Origin of the sequence: Streptomyces sp. Root1310, assembly GCF_001426425.1 — a bacterium.
Taxonomy (GTDB): domain Bacteria; phylum Actinomycetota; class Actinomycetes; order Streptomycetales; family Streptomycetaceae; genus Streptomyces.
In genome coordinates this window covers 103,238-118,666 of sequence record NZ_LMEQ01000009.1, presented here as the reverse complement: position 1 = coordinate 118,666, position 15,429 = coordinate 103,238, and the positions used below count along the sequence as shown (strand labels likewise).

Here is a 15,429-nt window from a genome sequence, read left to right as displayed (position 1 = left end):
TGCGCCACGACCTCGTCGCCCGGCTTCCAGGCGTTGACGCCCGGACCGGTGCGCAGGACCACGCCCGCCAGGTCGGAACCGATGACGTGGTACGGCAGGTCGTGCCGCTTGGTGAGCTCGCTGAGCCTGCCGTAGCGCTCCAGGAAGGAGAACGTCGACACGGGCTCGAAGATCGAGGTCCACACGGAGTTGTAGTTGACCGAGGAGGCCATGACGGCCACCAGGGCCTCGCCCGGGCCGAGCTCGGGCAGGGCCACCTCGTCCAGGTGGAGGGACTTGCGGGGGTCCTTGTCGCGGCTCTCGAGCCCGGTGAACATCTCCGCCTCGTCCTTGTGCACGGTGATCGCGCGGTAGGACTCGGGGAGCGGCAGAGCGGCGAAGTCGTCCGGTGTCGAGTCCGGCGACTGGATCGCGTCCAGGATCTTCTGCATGGTCACGGTGTTGCCTCCGGCGGTGAGCGCCCTGAGGGCGGGGCGCTGAGGGTTACGTCGGTGCTGCTGAGGGTTGGGGGTGAACGTGCCGTCGGTTCGGCGGATGTGCTGTTCGGCAGCGCTTTGTGGCGCGGGAGGTTGCCTGTGACGCAGGCGTCCGGGCGCGCAAACCATGAGCTTGCGGGGACAGCCGACGTACGAAAGGTCTCTGCACGCCGGCCGCCCGGACACCTTCAACGTATGACACCGCGTGTCACCCCGCAAGGCACTGAGTGCCAGAACTTGGTCTCAGCTGAAATCTTTACGTAACAAATGAGCGATGATCGATCGAACGGGCTCTGAAATGTGCGCGAAAAGGGGCTCTGACATGCCAAAACGGCCACCCGGTGGGGTGGCCGTCGTCACAGCGTGAAAGGGGTTCCGAGGGGTGCTCAGCGCTCCTTGAGAGCCTGCTCGATGGTGCGCATGACCTCGTCCAGCGAGGCGTCGGTGCGGGCGACCGTCACCAGGACCTCACCCTGGGCGGAGATCGCCGCCGGGGCGGGCTGAGAGGCCCCGGCGCCGCTGCGGCCGGCTCCGATACCCGTCCCGAACGTCTTCCGCACGATCGCGAAGGCGTGGTCGAGCTGGGTCTCGACGTCGCCCTGGCCGCCGGCCCGGAGCCAGCGCCGCAGCACGTGGTTGTGGGCGGTGACCACGGCGGACGCGGCGACCTCGGCGAGCAGCGGATCGTCGTTGGCGTCGTCGTCGTGGGCGTGCTCGTCGAAGTGCCCGAGCAGGTAGCGGGTGAAGAGGCGCTCGTAGCGGGCCACCGACGCGATCTCCGCCTCGCGCAGGGTGGGCACCTCGCGCGTCAGCTTGTAGCGGGCGACCGAGATCTCCGGCCGGGCCGCGTACATCTTCATGACCTCCTTGATGCCGCGGCACACCGTGTCGAGCGGATGCTCGTGCGCCGGGGCCGCGTTGAGCACGGCCTCCGCCCGGATCAAGGTGTCGTCGTGGTCGGGGAAGATCGCCTCTTCCTTGGAGCGGAAGTGGCGGAAGAAGGTCCGGCGGGCGACTCCGGCGGCGGCCGCGATCTCGTCGACGGTGGTCGCTTCGTACCCCTTGGTCGCGAACAGCTCCATCGCCGCGGCCGCCAGTTCTCGGCGCATCTTGAGTCGCTGGGCCGCCGCGCGGCTGCCCGCGGCACTCTCCGGCGCGTCGGGCGTGGCTGGTGTACGTGAAGACCTGGCGGGCTGGGGCATGACCCGAACGTACTGCATGTGCGCAGCTCGGTGCGCCTGTCCGGGGTTTCCCCCGCCCTCGGCGGGCGGGGGCCCGAGGGCGGGGTCGAGCAGCCCGCCCCAGTCCTCGTCTGCGCGGACCCGGTCGCCGATACCGTCAGCGGCGGGCATATTCGCGGAAGCCGCGGCCGGTCTTGCGGCCGAGGCAGCCCGCGGCCACCAGGTGCTCCAGGAGCGGGGCGGGGGCCAGGCCCGGGTCCCGGAACTCGCGGTGCAGCACCTTCTCGATCGCCAGGGAGACGTCGAGTCCGACGACGTCCAGCAGCTCGAAGGGGCCCATCGGGTAGCCGCCGCCCAGCTTCATGGCCGCGTCGATGTCGTCGAGGGACGCGTAGTGCTCCTGGACCATCTTGATCGCGTTGTTGAGGTACGGGAAGAGCAGCGCGTTCACGATGAAGCCCGCGCGGTCTCCGCAGTCCACCGCGTGCTTCTTGATCCGCCCGCACACCTCGCGGACCGTCGCGTGGACGTCATCGGCCGTCAGCACCGTGCGGACGACCTCGACCAGCTTCATCGCGGGCGCCGGGTTGAAGAAGTGCATCCCGATCACGTCCTGCGGGCGCGAGGTGGCGCGGGCGCAGGCGACGACCGGCAGCGAGGAGGTGGTCGTGGCGAGGACCGCGCCGGGCTTGCACACCTTGTCCAGCGTCGCGAACAGCTGCTGCTTGATCTCCAGGTCCTCGGCGACCGCCTCGAGCGCGAGGTCGACGTCGGCGAAGGCGTCGTAGGAGCCGGCCGGGGTGATCCGGTCCAGGATCCGGGCGGCGGTCTCCGCGGTCAGCCGGCCCTTGTCGACCGAGCGGGAGAGCGACTTGCCGATCCGGGCCTTGGCGGTCTGCGCCTTCTCCTCGCTGCGGGCGGCGAGGACGACGTCGTAGCCGGCCTTGGCGAAGACCTCGGCGATACCGGAGGCCATGGTGCCGGAACCGGCGACACCGACCGAGCTCACCGGGCGGCCGGGGGCCCCGCCGGCGCCGGACAGCGGGGTCTGCGCGTCCGGGACGACCGTCGCGCTGTTCGGGGCGTCGTAGGTGTAGAACCCGCGGCCCGACTTACGGCCGGTCAGGCCCGCCTCGCTGAGCTGCTTGAGGATCGGCGCGGGGGCGTGCAGCCGGTCGTGGGACTCGGCGTACATGGCCTCCAGGACCGTCCGGGCCGTGTCCACGCCGATCAGGTCCAGCAGGGCGAGCGGTCCCATCGGCAGTCCGCAGCCCAGCCGCATCGCGGCGTCGATGTCCTCACGGGAGGCGTACCGGGCCTCGAACATCGCGGCGGCCTGGTTGAGGTAGCCGAACAGCAGGCCGTCGGCGACGAAGCCGGGACGGTCGCCGACCGCGACCGGCTCCTTGCCGAGGTCGAGGGCGAGGTTGGTGACGGCGGTGACCGCGGTGGGTGCGGTCAGCACCGAGGAGACGACCTCGACCAGCTTCATGGCCGGCGCCGGGTTGAAGAAGTGCAGGCCCAACACCCGCTCCGGGCGCGCCGAGTCGGCGGCGAGCCGGGTCACGGAGAGCGCGTTGGTGCCGGTGGCGAGGATGGTCTCGGGCCGCACCAGCCCGTCCAGCTCGCGGAAGATCTGCTGCTTGATCTCGTACGACTCCGGCGCCACCTCGATGACGAGGTCGGCGTCGGCCGCCGTGCGCAGGTCGGTGGAGACCCGGACGCGGGCCAGGACCTCCGTGCGCTCCTGCTCGGTGAGCCGGCCGCGCTGCACGGCGCGGGCGGTGGAGGCCTCCACCGCGGCGAGGGAACGCGCGGCCTGGGCTTCGCTGATGTCGATGCCGATCACCTCGCGCCCGGCCTTCGCCAGGACCTCGGTGATGCCGGTGCCCATGGTGCCGAGGCCGATGACGGCGATCGTCCGGAGCGGGGACAGAGGGGTGTCGGAGGACAGGGGAGCGACCATCGCGGGACTCCAGAAATGAGGTGACGACTGGGAACGCCCCCCGGTGCGCCGAGCGGCCTCTGCGAGGCCCGGGCGCACCGGGTGCGGTGAAGGGTTTGCGGGTGTTGCCGGGCTGCAAGCGCACACGCCCGGTGCCGTCGCGGAGGGCGTGCACACGCCCGGAGCGAACGGGAGATCCGACCGGCCCTGTCCCGTGGCCGGGTCGTACAGCGGTACATGTGGTACCGAACCGACTTCTCGCGGCGACTGCGTCACCAGGCCGCCACGAGGAGGTGAAGCGAGTGATTGACTCGCTCGAATGAGCTTAACCGGTGGGTAACGAGCGCGCCAGCCCCCGGGACTGTGACCTGTTTCGCTCGTACGTCCCCACCCGGCCGGGCGGACCGGGTGCCCGGTTTGCGCCTCCGTTCACAGCCCAGCCCCTACGCTCGGCACATGGACGAAGAGTTGCGATCACTCACGGAGCGCTTACGGCGCGAGTCCGGCGCGACGGCGGCGTTCGAGCGGCTGGCGCGAACCGCGGACCACGACGAACTGGCGGGTGTGCTCACCGAGTCGGGGCAGCCCCTCTGGGCCCGCGAGCTGGCAGCGTTCCGGCTGGGCTGTGCCGGGGACCGGCGCGCCTTCGAGGCGCTCGTCCTGCTGCTCAACCACCGGGATCCGCCGCGCTGTGCCTCGGCCGCCCACGCGCTGGCCCGGCTCGACGATCCCCGCACCGCCCGTGCCGCGGCCGCCCTGGCCACCAACGAACTGCGCGTCGCCTACGCCCTGCACCCCGTCCGGCTGCTGGTGGACCTGCGCGCACCCGAGTCCGTACCCGCGCTGATCACGACCCTGCGGCGACGCCTGAGCCCGCACGACCCCTACCGCCGGGTGGCCCTCGCCTGCGTGGAAGGGCTGGGCACCCTGGCCGACGACCGTGCCCGGCCGGTGCTCAACGACGCCCTGGCCCATCCGGCGCTGGCGGAGGCGGCCGTACACGCGCTGGCGCGCATTCCCCGGCAGCGGTGAGGGCGCCGGACCGACGGGCATGAGCGCGCCGTCACCGGCGCAGGTGTCCGAGGTGGCGCACCTCGGGCACCGCGACGCCCTCCACCTCGAAGGGCGCCTCGGCGCCGTCCGCGTGGAACCCGGCCCGCTCGTAGAAGCGGCGGGCCGACCCGGATCTCGCAGACACGGTCGACGTCGGTGAGCGTCATGTCCCGTACGACGGACGCGGGAGTCACTCGCCCAGCACCGCGAAGGCCTCGATCTCCATCAGGAAGTCCGGGTGGACCAGGGCGGCGACCTGGACGGCCGAGGCGGCGGGGAGGCGGTCGTCGGACATGTGGGCGGTGCGGGCCGCGCGGATCGTCGGCATGTGGGCCATGTCCGTGACGAAATAGGTGAGTTTGACGACGTCGTCGAAGGTCGCCCCGGCCGCGGCGAGGCAGCGGCGCAGGTTCTCGAAGACCTGACGGGCCTGGGCCTCCGGGTCCCCTTCGCCGACCAGCCTGCCGTGTTCGTCGAGCGGGAGCTGACCGGCGACGGCCACGAAACGGCCGGTGCCCATGACGACATGCGAGTACTGGGCCGCGGCGGCGACTCCGTCGGGGGCGGGAATCCTGGTCGGTTCGCTCATGGGTCCATGGTGGACCACGGGTCCGACAACGCCCCCGACGGGTCGGGATCACCGCTCAGCCACGGAACCCCAGCAGCCCGTGCAGTGTCGAGCCGTGGGCGGTGGGTGAGGCGGCCTTCGACGCCGACGGCCTGGGGTCGGGCTGCGCCTTGCACACCGCGTCGACGCCGCCGGTCCCGCGGGGCACGGTGCCGTCGGCCAGGTACGCCGCCAGGTGCTTGTCCAGGCAGGTGTTCCCGCTCAGCGTGATGCCGTGGTTCTGACCGCCCTCCTCGACGACGAGGCTCGAACCGCGCAGCAGCGCGTGGACCGTCGCGCCGCCCTCGTACGGGGTGGCCGCGTCGTTCGTCGCCTGGAACAGCAGGGCCGGCGGCAGCTCGCCGTTGGTGAGGTCCACCGGCCCCACGGGCCCGGTCGGCCAGAACGCGCACGGCGCGTTGTACCAGGCGTTGTTCCAGGTCATGAAGGGTGCCTTGGCGTACACCGACCAGTTGTCCGCGCGCCACTCGTCCCAGTCGCGCGGCCAGAAGGCGTCACGGCACTGCACCGAGGTGTAGATGCTGTAGCCGTTGTCCCCGGCGGCGTCGACGGCGGCGAGGTTCTCGTACGCCTCGACCAGCGGGGCGGCGTCCTTGCGGTTCACGTACGCCGCGAACGCCTCGGCGAGGCGGGGCCAGTAGCCGTTGTAGTAGCCGCCGGGCAGGAAGGTGTCCTCCAGCTCCGAGGCGCCCACCCTGCCGTCGGCCGGCTTCCCGGCGAGGGCCGCCCGCATCGCGTACCACTCGGTCTCGACCTGCTCCGGGTCGGTGCCGAGCCCGTACGTCCTGTCGTTCCGGGCGATCCAGGCCATCAGGGCGCGGTGCCGGTCGTTGAAGGCGAGATCCTGGGTGAGGTTGTCCTCGTACCAGACGCCGGTGGGGTCGACGACCGAGTCCAGGACCAGGCGCCGCACCCGCTGCGGGTAGAGCTTGGCGTACACCGCGCCGAGGTAGGTGCCGTACGAGTAGCCGAAGTAGTTCAGGCGCCGCGCGCCGACCGCGGCACGGATCGCGTCCATGTCCCGCACGGCGCTGACCGTGTCGATGTACGGCAGCACGCGCGCGTACTTCTTCGCACAGGCCGTCGCGAAGGACCGCGCGCGGGCGACGTTGGCCTCCTCGATCGCCTCGGTGCTCGGCACGGAGTCCGGGCGCACGGTCGCGAAGTGCCCGGGCGCGCAGTCCAGCGCGGGCGTGCTCTTGCCCACCCCGCGCGGGTCGAAGCCGATGACGTCGTACTGGGCCGCGACCGCCTTCGGCAGCGCCGAGGCGACGAATCCGGCCAGGCTCAGCCCGCGGCCGCCGGGGCCGCCCGGGTTGACCAGGAGCGGGCCCTGGTACGTCTTCGCGGTGTGCGGGACGCGGGAGAGCGCCAGGGTGATCTGTTCACCGCTCGGCCGCGCGTGGTCGAGCGGCACCTTCAGGGACGCGCACTGGAGCGTCGGCTGCCCGGTGGTGCCGCAGTTCTTCCAGGACGGCGCCGCCGCGCGGGCGGCCTCCGCGGAGGGGGAAGGGTTCGCGGCGGCGGGCACGGCGGTGACCGTCCCGGCCACGACGACGGCGGCAGCGCACAGCACGGCTGCGCGTTGGTTCATGGAGTGCTCCAGGGGCGACGAGGGGGCCGGAGGGGGTCGGACCGCAGGTCACGGCCCTTGCCGCATCGTCCCGAAAAGAGCGTCCGTCAGAACCTGTTCCGCCGTTGATTGACCCGATCGGGTCGCCGTATGCGCGCGAACGCGCCCAGGTCGACGTGCTCAGATCAACGCGCCCGGATCAATGTGCTCAGATCAATGCGCTCAGATCAACGCGGTCAGATCAGCGAGAGCTGGGTCGGGCCGGACCCGGTCGGCTCCTCCTCCGGCCCGGGCCGCGGGATCCGGCGGGGCATCCCCGCGCGCGTGGGGCCGATCCCGTACTCCTCGGCCAGCTCGTGGACCTGACGGGTGATCCGCCGCTGGTACCACTTCGGGGCGTAGGCGCCGTCCGCGTACAGCCGCTCGTAGCGGCGCACCAGGTAGGGGTGGTGCTGACCGAGCCAGGCCATGAACCACTCGCGGGCGCCGGGGCGCAGATGCAGCGCGAGCGGGGTGACCGAGGTGGCCCCGGCGGCCGCGATCGCCCGCACGGTGGCGCGCAGCTGGGCCGGCTCGTCCCCGAGGAACGGGATCACCGGCGCCATCAGCACCCCGCAGCCGATCCCGTGGTCGGTGAGGGTCCTGACGACGTCCAGCCGCCGCTGGGGCGCGGGCGTGCCCGGTTCCACGGTGCGCCACAGCTCGGTGTCGGTGAAGCCGACGGAGACCGAGACACCGACGTCGGTCACCTCGGCGGACTGCCGCAGCAGGTCGAGGTCGCGCAGGATCAGGGTGCCCTTGGTCAGGATCGAGAAGGGGTTCGCCCGGTCGCGCAGGGCGGACAGGATGCCCGGCATCAGCCGGTAGCGCCCCTCCGCGCGCTGGTAGCAGTCGACGTTCGTGCCCATCGCGACGTGCTCCCCGTGCCAGCGGGGCGAGGCCAGCTGGCGCCGCAGCACCTCCGGCGCGTTCACCTTGACGACGATCTGGGTGTCGAAGCCGGTCCCGGTGTCGAGGTCGAGATAGCTGTGCGTCTTGCGGGCGAAGCAGTACACACACGCGTGCGTGCAGCCCCGGTAGGGGTTCACCGTCCACTCGAACGGCATGCGGGAGGCACCCGGCACCCGGTTGAGGATGGAGCGGGCCCGGATCTCGTGGAACGTGATGCCGGCGAACTCGGGCGTGTCGAACGTCCTGGTCGTGACCGCGTCCGCGCCGAACAGCGCGGCATCGGCCGGCCTGTCGTGACGGGTCTCCACGGTGAGGTTGTCCCAGCGCATGACGCCTCCTCGGTAGCACTGCCCCCACAATAGAACATGTGTTCCCATGATCGTGCGAGGAACCTTCGGGGGCCGTTTTCGATCGCCCCGCGATCGCTTCGGGGACCCCGATTTGGGCGGCCGTGGACCGGGGTGGTTGGCTTGCCCCGAACCCGAGGAACCCCGAACAACCTTGAGCAACACAGACGTGGAGGAACCCCATGGCGCAGGTCGAGGCCACCACCGAGCGGGTCGTCGCCGCGGATCCGGAGAAGGTGTTCGACACCATCGCCGACTACAGCGGCACGCGCGGGAAGCTGCTCCCCGAGCACTTCAGCGAGTACGAGGTGCGCGAGGGCGGCGACGGCGAGGGCACCCTCGTCCACTGGAAGCTCCAGGCCACCAGCAAGCGCGTCCGTGACTGCCTCCTGGAGGTCGCCGAGCCGACCGACGGCGAACTCGTCGAGAAGGACCGCAACTCCTCGATGGTCACCGTCTGGCGCGTCACCCCGGCGGGCGAGGGCGCGTCCCGCGTCGTCGTCACCAGCACCTGGAACGGTGCCGGCGGTATCGGCGGCTTCTTCGAGCGGACGTTCGCGCCCAAGGGTCTCAACCGGATCTACGACGTGATTCTCGCCAACCTCGCCACCGAGGTCGAGAAGTAGACCAACACCTGTGCGCTCCGCGCGCGTTGACTCCCTTCACCGGTTCGAGTGGATCTCTCTTGTGACCGGGATGGCGCCGTAACTCGTCGCGCTTGCTCGTAGTTGTCGCTTTACGCGGGAATTGCGGGGCAGGCGCGACGAGGGGAGCGGCACATGGGCGGGACCACGCTGGCACAGGACGAGCCGGTCACGGCACCTGCCGCGCAGGACCGGCCGCCGGTGCCGCCCGGCCCGCCGGAACCCGGCCGGCGCAGGGTGCGGCTGATCTTCTTCTCCCTGATGCTCGCACTGCTCCTCGCGGCCCTGGAGCAGATGATCGTCGCCACCGCCCTGCCCAGGATCGTCGGCGAACTGCACGGCCTGGACCGGATGTCCTGGGCGATCACCGCCTACCTGCTCACCGCCACCGTCGGACTGCCGGTCTACGGCAAACTCGGTGACCTCCTCGGCCGCAAGGGCGTCTTCCAGTTCGCGATCGTGGTCTTCGTCATCGGTTCCGCGCTCGCCGGACGGGCCCGGACCATGGACCAGCTGATCGCCTTCCGCGCGGTCCAGGGAGTCGGCGCGGGCGGACTCATGATCGGCGTACAGGCGATCATCGCGGACATCGTGCCGCCGCGGCAGCGCGGCCGGTTCATGGGGCTCATCGGCGCCGCCTTCGGCCTCGCCTCGGTCGCCGGACCGCTGCTGGGCGGCTACTTCACGGACCACCTCTCCTGGCGCTGGTGCTTCTACGTCAACGTCCCCTTCGGCCTCCTCACCCTCGCCGTCGTCACCGTCGTGCTGAAGCTGCCGAAGCCGGCGGCGAAGCCCCGGTTCGACGTCCTCGGCACCCTGTTGCTCGCCGCCGCCTCCACCTGCCTGGTCCTGCTCACCAGTTGGGGCGGCACCCGGCACGCCTGGGACTCGGGCGTCATCCTCGGCCTCGGCGCGGGAGCGGCCGCGTCGGCCGCCCTGTTCCTCGCCGTGGAGCGCGCCGCAGCCGAACCCCTCATCCCGCTGCGGCTGTTCAGGGACGCCGTCTTCAACGTCACCGCGGCGGTCGGCCTGGTGATCGGCGTCGCGCTGTTCGCCGCCGCGAGCTATCTGCCGACCTTCCTGCAGATGGTCGACGGGGCCACCGCCACCGAGTCGGGGCTGCTGATGCTGCCCATGATGGGCGGCATCGTCGGCGCCTCGGTCCTGTCGGGGCAGCTCATCACGCACACCGGCCGCTACCGGATCTATCCCGTCCTCGGCAGCGCCCTCGCCGCCCTCGGCATGTGGCTGCTGTCCGGGCTGGAGGCCGACACACCCCGGCTCCAGTACAGCCTCTGGATGGCCGTCCTCGGCGCCGGCATCGGGCTGGTGATGCCCGTGCTCGTCCTCGCCGTGCAGAACTCCGTGCGCCACGCCGACCTCGGCACGGCCACCAGCGCCAACAACTACTTCCGGCAGATCGGCGGCAGCGTCGGCGCGGCGGTCTTCGGCACGCTCTTCGCCGACCGGCTCACCGACGCCCTGCGCGCCCGTCTGCCCGCCCGCACGGGCGGCGGCCTGCCGGACCCCGAGTCCCTCACCCCGCAGCTCGTCCACGCCCTGCCCCCGCGGCTGCGCGACGCCTACGTCAGCGCCTACGCCGACGCCATGCCCAGGATCTTCCTCTACCTCGTGCCGGTGCTGCTCCTCGGCCTGCTCATCGCCTTCTTCCTGGAGGAGAAGCCGCTGGTGTCGCAGCACGCCGCCGAGGCGGAGACCGCGCCCGGGAACCCGACGGTCCCGCAGGCCCTCGCGCTCCCCGCGCCGCACACCGCCGGCGTCCCCGTCCGCGGCACGGTGCGGCACCCCGACGGGACCGTGGTGCCCCGCGCGGCGCTCACGCTCATCGACGTGAGCGGGCGGCAGATCGGCCGGGACGCCAGCGCCGAGGACGGACGGTTCGCGCTGGCCGCGCCCGGCTCCGGGACCTATGTCCTGATCGCCGCCGCCGGCGGCCACCAGCCGCGGGCCGTCTCCGTCACCGTCGGCGAGCGCCCCGTCGCACTGGACGTCGTCCTCGGCGGCGCCGGACGCCTCGCCGGGAGGGTGGTCGCCGCCGACGGCTCGCCGGTGCGGGAGGCCACCGTCACACTCACCGACGTGCACGGCGAGGTCGTCGCCGGCACCCGCAGCGGCCGCGAGGGCGGCTACGTCATCAGCGGACTCGTCGCCGGGGAGTACACCCTCGCCGCGGGCGCGCCCGCCTTCCGGCCGGCCGCCGTCCCGGTCGGCGTCCAGGCCGCCGGGGAGACCCGCCAGGACGTCGAACTCGCCGGCGGCGCCCTGCTGCGCGGCACCGTCCGGGCCACCGGCGGGCGGCCCGTGGAGGACGCGCGCGTGACCCTCCTGGACGCGGCGGGCAATGTCGTGGACACCCTCACCACGGGGCCCGACGGCGCCTTCCGCTTCGTCGACCAGTCCTGCGGCGAGTACACCGTCATCGCCGCCGGTTACCCGCCGGTCGCCACCGTCCTCCACGTGCCGGGCGGCGGACGCACGGAACGCGACCTCCTGCTCGGCCACGCCGACTGATCCCGTCGCGAGCGGACGCCGGGACGGGCGGCGTACCCCGGCGCGCCCGGCCGAAACCAATTCCAGGATTGCCGCACATGCCGAGCGACGTGCGCCGTACGGTGGTGACGGCGGGACAGATCTTGCACAGCTCTGGGGAGAGAGGGCCTGGGCCATGGACCGTGGCACCGAGAGGGACGTACCTCCCCGCCGCGGAGCCGGGAGCGACGCGGCCGGCACGGCGGGCGAAGCCGGCCGGGGGACGCTCCGCCCGGAGGGCGGGGGAGAGTCCGCCGGTGCCGGGCGCGTCCCCCTGGCCGTGGTCGTGGTGGACCGTGAGGGACTCGTCTCCCACTGGAGCACCGGCGCACGCCGGCTCTTCGGCGTCGTCAAGGAGGAGGCGCTCGGCCGGCCCGCGATCGACCTGCTCCCCGTCTCCGGGGCGCTCCCCGAGCCGGACGACGATTTTCCGGACGGCGGGTACGACGGCTACGGGGACTACGCGGCCTACGACGGACTCGGGCCCGGCCTCGACTCCTCCCTCGACCGGGGCCTCGGCTACCCGGCCGCCGGACGGGCCCGGATCACCGTGCCCGGGCGGGACCGCGACGGTGGTCGGGCCGACGTGCTGTGGTGGGCGTACCCGCTGGTCGGACCGGGCACGGAACGCCTGCTGGTACTGGCCGCGGACGCGGCGGCGCTGCACCAGGACGAACCGGCCGACCCGCTGGCCGTCGAGCGCATCGCACCCGCCTTCGCCCTGCACACCGACTTCCCCGGCGCCGCGGAACTCGCCCGGCGGCTGCCCGAGATCCTGCCCAGCATGAGCGTCGGCGAAAGCGCCCGCATCGTCGCGCAGATCCTCGAACTCGGCTATCCGGTACTGGAGTTCAGCCAGAACGACCGGGTGCCCGTGACCCCCGACTGGGGCGTCGCCCGGCGGGCCGAGCGCAGAGCGCGGCGCGAGCGGGCCGCCCGCGTCGCCGCCGAGGGGATGCCCGTACCGCAGGAGCTCGCCGACGAGGGCGAGGACCTCGAATACGTCGCCGTCCGTGAGCGGCTGGAGTTCCTCAACGAGGTCAGCGGGAAGATCGGCACCTCCCTCGACCTGTCGCGCACCATCCTCGAGGTCAGCAGAGCCGTCGTGCCGCGCTTCACCGATGTCGCCGGCACCTATCTGCGCGAGCAGGTCGTCGCCGGGGAGGGGTTCCCCGACGGTGTGCCGGACACCACCACCATGTGGCACCGGGTCGCCGTCGAGCACACCGACGAACCCGGCCGCTGGGACGACGTGGTACCCGTCGGCGAGGCCATGCCGTTCCCCGCGCACACCCCGTTCTTCCAGTGCATGACGACCGGGCAGCCCGTCCTGATGCCACGCATCAGCGAGCAGATGGGCCACGCCATCGCCTCGCAGTTCGAGAAGCGTGACATCAGGCCCCTGATCACCGGCCGTTCCATGCTGGTCGTCCCGCTCAAGGCACGCAACGTCGTCCTCGGCTTCATGATCCTGCTGCGCCACCCCGAGCGTGCCCTCTTCAACGACATGGACCGGGTCACCGGCGCCGAACTCGCCGCCCGCGCGGGCCTCGTGCTCGACAACGCGCGCATGTACACCTACCAGGAGAGTGTCGCCGAGACCCTCCAGGACAGCATGCTGCCGCACATCCCGCCGCGGATGGCGGGCTGCGACATCGCCACCCGCTATCTGCCGGGTACGCTGCTCGGCCGCGTCGGCGGCGACTGGTTCGACTCGGTGAAACTGCCCGGCGCGCGCACCGCCCTCGTCGTCGGCGACGTCATGGGCCACGGGCTCAACTCGGCCGCCATGATGGGCCAGCTGCGGACCGCCGTACAGACCATGGCCGCCCTCGACCTGCCGCCCGCCCAGCTCCTGCGCAACCTGGACGACTTGGCGCAACGACTCGGCGACAGCTATCTCGCGACCTGTCTGTACGCCGTCTACGACCCGATCGCGGGCGAGCTGCACCTCGCCAACGCCGGCCACATCCCACCCGTGCTGGTGCGTGCCGTCGACGGCCGCAGCGAACTGCTCGACCTGCCGACCGGCGCGCCCATCGGGGTCGGCGGGGTGCCCTTCGAGGCGGTACGCGTGCGCGTGGAGCCGGGCGACCGGCTGGTGATGTGCACCGACGGACTGGTGGAGGTGCGCGGCGAGGACATCGGCGTCGGGCTCGCGACCCTCAGCGAGTCCGCCGCCCACCCGGCCGCCTCGATGGACGACGCCTGCGACACCATCATCCGCGCCCTCAACACCCGCGGCGGCCGCAAGGACGACGTGGCCCTGCTCCTGGCCCGCCTCAACGGCATCGAGCCGGACGACGTCGCCGAGTGGCGGTTCCCCCTCGACCCGGCACAGGTCGGGCGGGCCCGCACGGTGGTCCGCGAACAGCTGCACGACTGGGGTCTGGCGAAGCAGGCCGACGCCGCCGGGCTCATGGTGAGCGAGCTCGTCACCAACGCCGTACGGCACGCCCGCCGGAACCCGGTGGCCCTGCGCCTGGTCCGCGGCGACACGCTGCTGTGCGAGGTCGAGGACGACGACCACGAACTGCCGACCCTGCTGAGCGCCGGGCCAGGAGACGAGGCCGGGCGGGGACTGCGCGTGGTCAGCGCACTGGCCCGCGAGTGGGGCACCAGCCGTTCGGAAGCGGGGAAGTCCGTGTGGTTCGAACTGACGCTGCCGCGCCGCCCCGCGGGGCGCTGAGCGCGACCGGCCGGGATGCTCCGGACGGCGGACGGATCCCGAACGCGGCGTGAAGGAATGCGCCCCGCGCTTGTCGCGCCGACCGGGGAGCGATAGACCGTACTCGCCCGTCACTTGCGGCGGATCGGCCTTGCATTCTGGGGAGTTGTGCATGAGCGTGACGAGTCGATACCGGGAGGCGTGGGAGGGCTTCTGGCGCGAGGCGCCGGAGGAACCCGGCGGGGTCTTCTGGGACGCGGATCCGAAGGTGACCGCCGCCCTCCATCTGGCCCTCTTCGAGCCCCATCTCGCCGACCCGGGGCTGGCGTTGGTGGACCTCGGCTGCGGCAACGGCACCCAGACCCGGTACTTCGCCGACCGCTTCGCGCACGTCGTCGGCGCCGACCTGTCCGCCGCCGCCCTCGACCACGCCCGCCGCGCCGACCCCGCCGGACAGGCCACGTACCGGCTGCTGGACGCGGCCGAGAAGGGTGCCGCCGAGACGCTGCACGCCGAACTCGGGGACACCAACGTCTATATGAGGGGCGTCCTGCACCAGTGCGAGCCCGACGACCGGCAGCCGCTGGTGGACGGGATCGCCGCGCTGCTGGGGGAGCGCGGCCGGGTCTTCCTCGTCGAACTGTCGGAGGCCGCCCGCCCCGTGCTCGGCGGACTGGCACAGAGCCCGGCCGGCCCGCCGCCGAAGCTCGCGCCGATCTTCCGGCACGGCATCGCCCCCGGCGAAGTCGCCGACGACGCGGTGCCCGGGTATCTGCGCACCGCCGGACTCACGGTTCTCGCCTCCGGTGAACTGCCCCTCGTGACGACCGAGTTCGCTCCCGACGGCACCCGGATCGAGCTGCCGTCGAAGTGGCAGGTGGCCGCCCGCGCCGAGTGACCGCCGTCACACGAAGAGCGGCTCCCGTGGCTGTCACACTTCCGCGGCGCACCGTGTCAGGGGTCCAGGAACGCACGGAAACCCCCTGAGGAGCTGCTGAGATGTTCACCGACCACTCCACCGCCTACGTCGTCGTCACCGTTGTCGGAGCCGTCATGGCGGGCTTCTCGGCCGCCTCGATCTTCCTGGGCGCCGAGTGGACGGTGAAGCCGCTGGCCGACTACGGAGTGCCGCGCTCGTGGTGGCCGTGGCTCGGCGCGGCCAAGGCCGCGGGCGCGGCCGGTCTGCTGGCCGGGCTGTTCGTGCCCGTGGTCGGCGTGCTCGCCGCGCTCGGTTTGGTCCTGTACTTCCTCGGCGCCGCCGGCACCGTGCTGCGGGCCCGCTGGTTCGCGCACCTGCCGTTCCCGCTGGTCTACGCGGCACCGGCGGTGGCCTCGCTGGTGCTGGCGTTCTGAGAACGGGCGCGGGACGGGTGAGGGGCCGACCGGGAACGCCGGTCGGCCCCTCACCCGTTG

The 15,429-nt window shown here is 72.3% G+C and carries 11 protein-coding genes and 2 pseudogenes; 6 read left to right on the top strand and 7 right to left on the bottom strand.

Translation table 11 applies throughout. The features are described 5' to 3' along the window. The 3 genes and pseudogenes from ASD48_RS17170 to ASD48_RS17160 all read right to left on the bottom strand — a co-directional run. Nucleotides 1–431, bottom strand: a pseudogene (locus ASD48_RS17170) (crotonyl-CoA carboxylase/reductase); the annotation flags it as partial. Nucleotides 432–862: 431 nt separating this feature from the next. Then, a complete protein-coding gene (locus ASD48_RS17165) occupies nucleotides 863–1,678 on the bottom strand; it encodes a TetR family transcriptional regulator (RefSeq protein WP_242432622.1) in 816 nt (271 codons plus the stop codon). A gap of 136 nt (nucleotides 1,679–1,814) precedes the next feature. Further along, on the bottom strand, nucleotides 1,815–3,623 hold the full coding sequence (locus ASD48_RS17160; RefSeq protein WP_057602524.1) for a 3-hydroxyacyl-CoA dehydrogenase family protein: 1,809 nt from the start codon (nucleotides 3,621–3,623) through the stop codon (nucleotides 1,815–1,817). A 435-nt stretch (nucleotides 3,624–4,058) separates the two neighbouring features. Here ASD48_RS17160 and ASD48_RS17155 point away from each other — a divergent pair, with 435 nt between their 5' ends. Beyond that, complete coding sequence (locus ASD48_RS17155) at nucleotides 4,059–4,634, top strand: adenylosuccinate lyase (RefSeq protein WP_057602523.1); 576 nt, start codon at nucleotides 4,059–4,061, stop codon at nucleotides 4,632–4,634. A 31-nt stretch (nucleotides 4,635–4,665) separates the two neighbouring features. Here the strand turns inward: ASD48_RS17155 and ASD48_RS17150 are convergent. From ASD48_RS17150 to ASD48_RS17135, 4 genes and pseudogenes are all read right to left on the bottom strand, one after another. Further along, a pseudogene (locus ASD48_RS17150) lies at nucleotides 4,666–4,779 on the bottom strand (GNAT family N-acetyltransferase); the annotation flags it as partial. A 66-nt stretch (nucleotides 4,780–4,845) separates the two neighbouring features. Further along, nucleotides 4,846–5,244, bottom strand: coding sequence for a RidA family protein (locus ASD48_RS17145; RefSeq protein ID WP_057602522.1), 399 nt, complete (start codon nucleotides 5,242–5,244; stop codon nucleotides 4,846–4,848). 55 nt (nucleotides 5,245–5,299) lie between these two features. Further along, nucleotides 5,300–6,877 carry an alpha/beta hydrolase gene (locus tag ASD48_RS17140; RefSeq protein ID WP_057602521.1) on the bottom strand — a complete coding sequence of 526 codons (1,578 nt, stop codon included), beginning with the start codon at nucleotides 6,875–6,877 and terminating at the stop codon, nucleotides 5,300–5,302. A gap of 215 nt (nucleotides 6,878–7,092) precedes the next feature. Then, nucleotides 7,093–8,136: an Rv2578c family radical SAM protein gene (locus tag ASD48_RS17135; protein WP_057602520.1), complete on the bottom strand. Its 1,044-nt coding sequence runs from the start codon at nucleotides 8,134–8,136 to the stop codon at nucleotides 7,093–7,095. 200 nt (nucleotides 8,137–8,336) lie between these two features. Between ASD48_RS17135 and ASD48_RS17130 the strand changes: the two genes are divergently transcribed. The 5 genes from ASD48_RS17130 to ASD48_RS17110 all read left to right on the top strand — a co-directional run bounded on the left by ASD48_RS17130 (nucleotide 8,337) and on the right by ASD48_RS17110 (nucleotide 15,369). Continuing rightward, on the top strand, nucleotides 8,337–8,780 hold the full coding sequence (locus ASD48_RS17130; RefSeq protein ID WP_057602519.1) for an SRPBCC family protein: 444 nt from the start codon (nucleotides 8,337–8,339) through the stop codon (nucleotides 8,778–8,780). Between the two features lie 153 nt (nucleotides 8,781–8,933). After that, complete coding sequence (locus tag ASD48_RS17125) at nucleotides 8,934–11,330, top strand: MFS transporter (protein WP_057602518.1); 2,397 nt, start codon at nucleotides 8,934–8,936, stop codon at nucleotides 11,328–11,330. Nucleotides 11,331–11,484: 154 nt separating this feature from the next. Then, nucleotides 11,485–14,037, top strand: coding sequence for a SpoIIE family protein phosphatase (locus tag ASD48_RS17120; RefSeq protein ID WP_057602517.1), 2,553 nt, complete (start codon nucleotides 11,485–11,487; stop codon nucleotides 14,035–14,037). A 151-nt stretch (nucleotides 14,038–14,188) separates the two neighbouring features. Next, complete coding sequence (locus ASD48_RS17115; RefSeq protein ID WP_057602516.1) at nucleotides 14,189–14,914, top strand: class I SAM-dependent methyltransferase; 726 nt, start codon at nucleotides 14,189–14,191, stop codon at nucleotides 14,912–14,914. 101 nt (nucleotides 14,915–15,015) lie between these two features. Beyond that, on the top strand, nucleotides 15,016–15,369 hold the full coding sequence (locus ASD48_RS17110; protein ID WP_057602515.1) for a DoxX family protein: 354 nt from the start codon (nucleotides 15,016–15,018) through the stop codon (nucleotides 15,367–15,369). The last annotated feature ends 60 nt before the right edge of the window (nucleotides 15,370–15,429 follow it).

Coding starts and splice junctions, on each gene's coding strand:
- ASD48_RS17155 (WP_057602523.1), top strand. CDS start 4,059: ATGGACGAAGAGTTGCGATCACTCACGGAGCGCTTACGGCGCGAGTCC.
- ASD48_RS17140 (WP_057602521.1), bottom strand. CDS start 6,877: ATGAACCAACGCGCAGCCGTGCTGTGCGCTGCCGCCGTCGTCGTGGCC.
- ASD48_RS17160 (WP_057602524.1), bottom strand. CDS start 3,623: ATGGTCGCTCCCCTGTCCTCCGACACCCCTCTGTCCCCGCTCCGGACG.
- ASD48_RS17130 (WP_057602519.1), top strand. CDS start 8,337: ATGGCGCAGGTCGAGGCCACCACCGAGCGGGTCGTCGCCGCGGATCCG.
- ASD48_RS17110 (WP_057602515.1), top strand. CDS start 15,016: ATGTTCACCGACCACTCCACCGCCTACGTCGTCGTCACCGTTGTCGGA.
- ASD48_RS17125 (WP_057602518.1), top strand. CDS start 8,934: ATGGGCGGGACCACGCTGGCACAGGACGAGCCGGTCACGGCACCTGCC.
- ASD48_RS17165 (WP_242432622.1), bottom strand. CDS start 1,678: ATGCCCCAGCCCGCCAGGTCTTCACGTACACCAGCCACGCCCGACGCG.
- ASD48_RS17135 (WP_057602520.1), bottom strand. CDS start 8,136: ATGCGCTGGGACAACCTCACCGTGGAGACCCGTCACGACAGGCCGGCC.
- ASD48_RS17145 (WP_057602522.1), bottom strand. CDS start 5,244: ATGAGCGAACCGACCAGGATTCCCGCCCCCGACGGAGTCGCCGCCGCG.
- ASD48_RS17115 (WP_057602516.1), top strand. CDS start 14,189: ATGAGCGTGACGAGTCGATACCGGGAGGCGTGGGAGGGCTTCTGGCGC.
- ASD48_RS17120 (WP_057602517.1), top strand. CDS start 11,485: ATGGACCGTGGCACCGAGAGGGACGTACCTCCCCGCCGCGGAGCCGGG.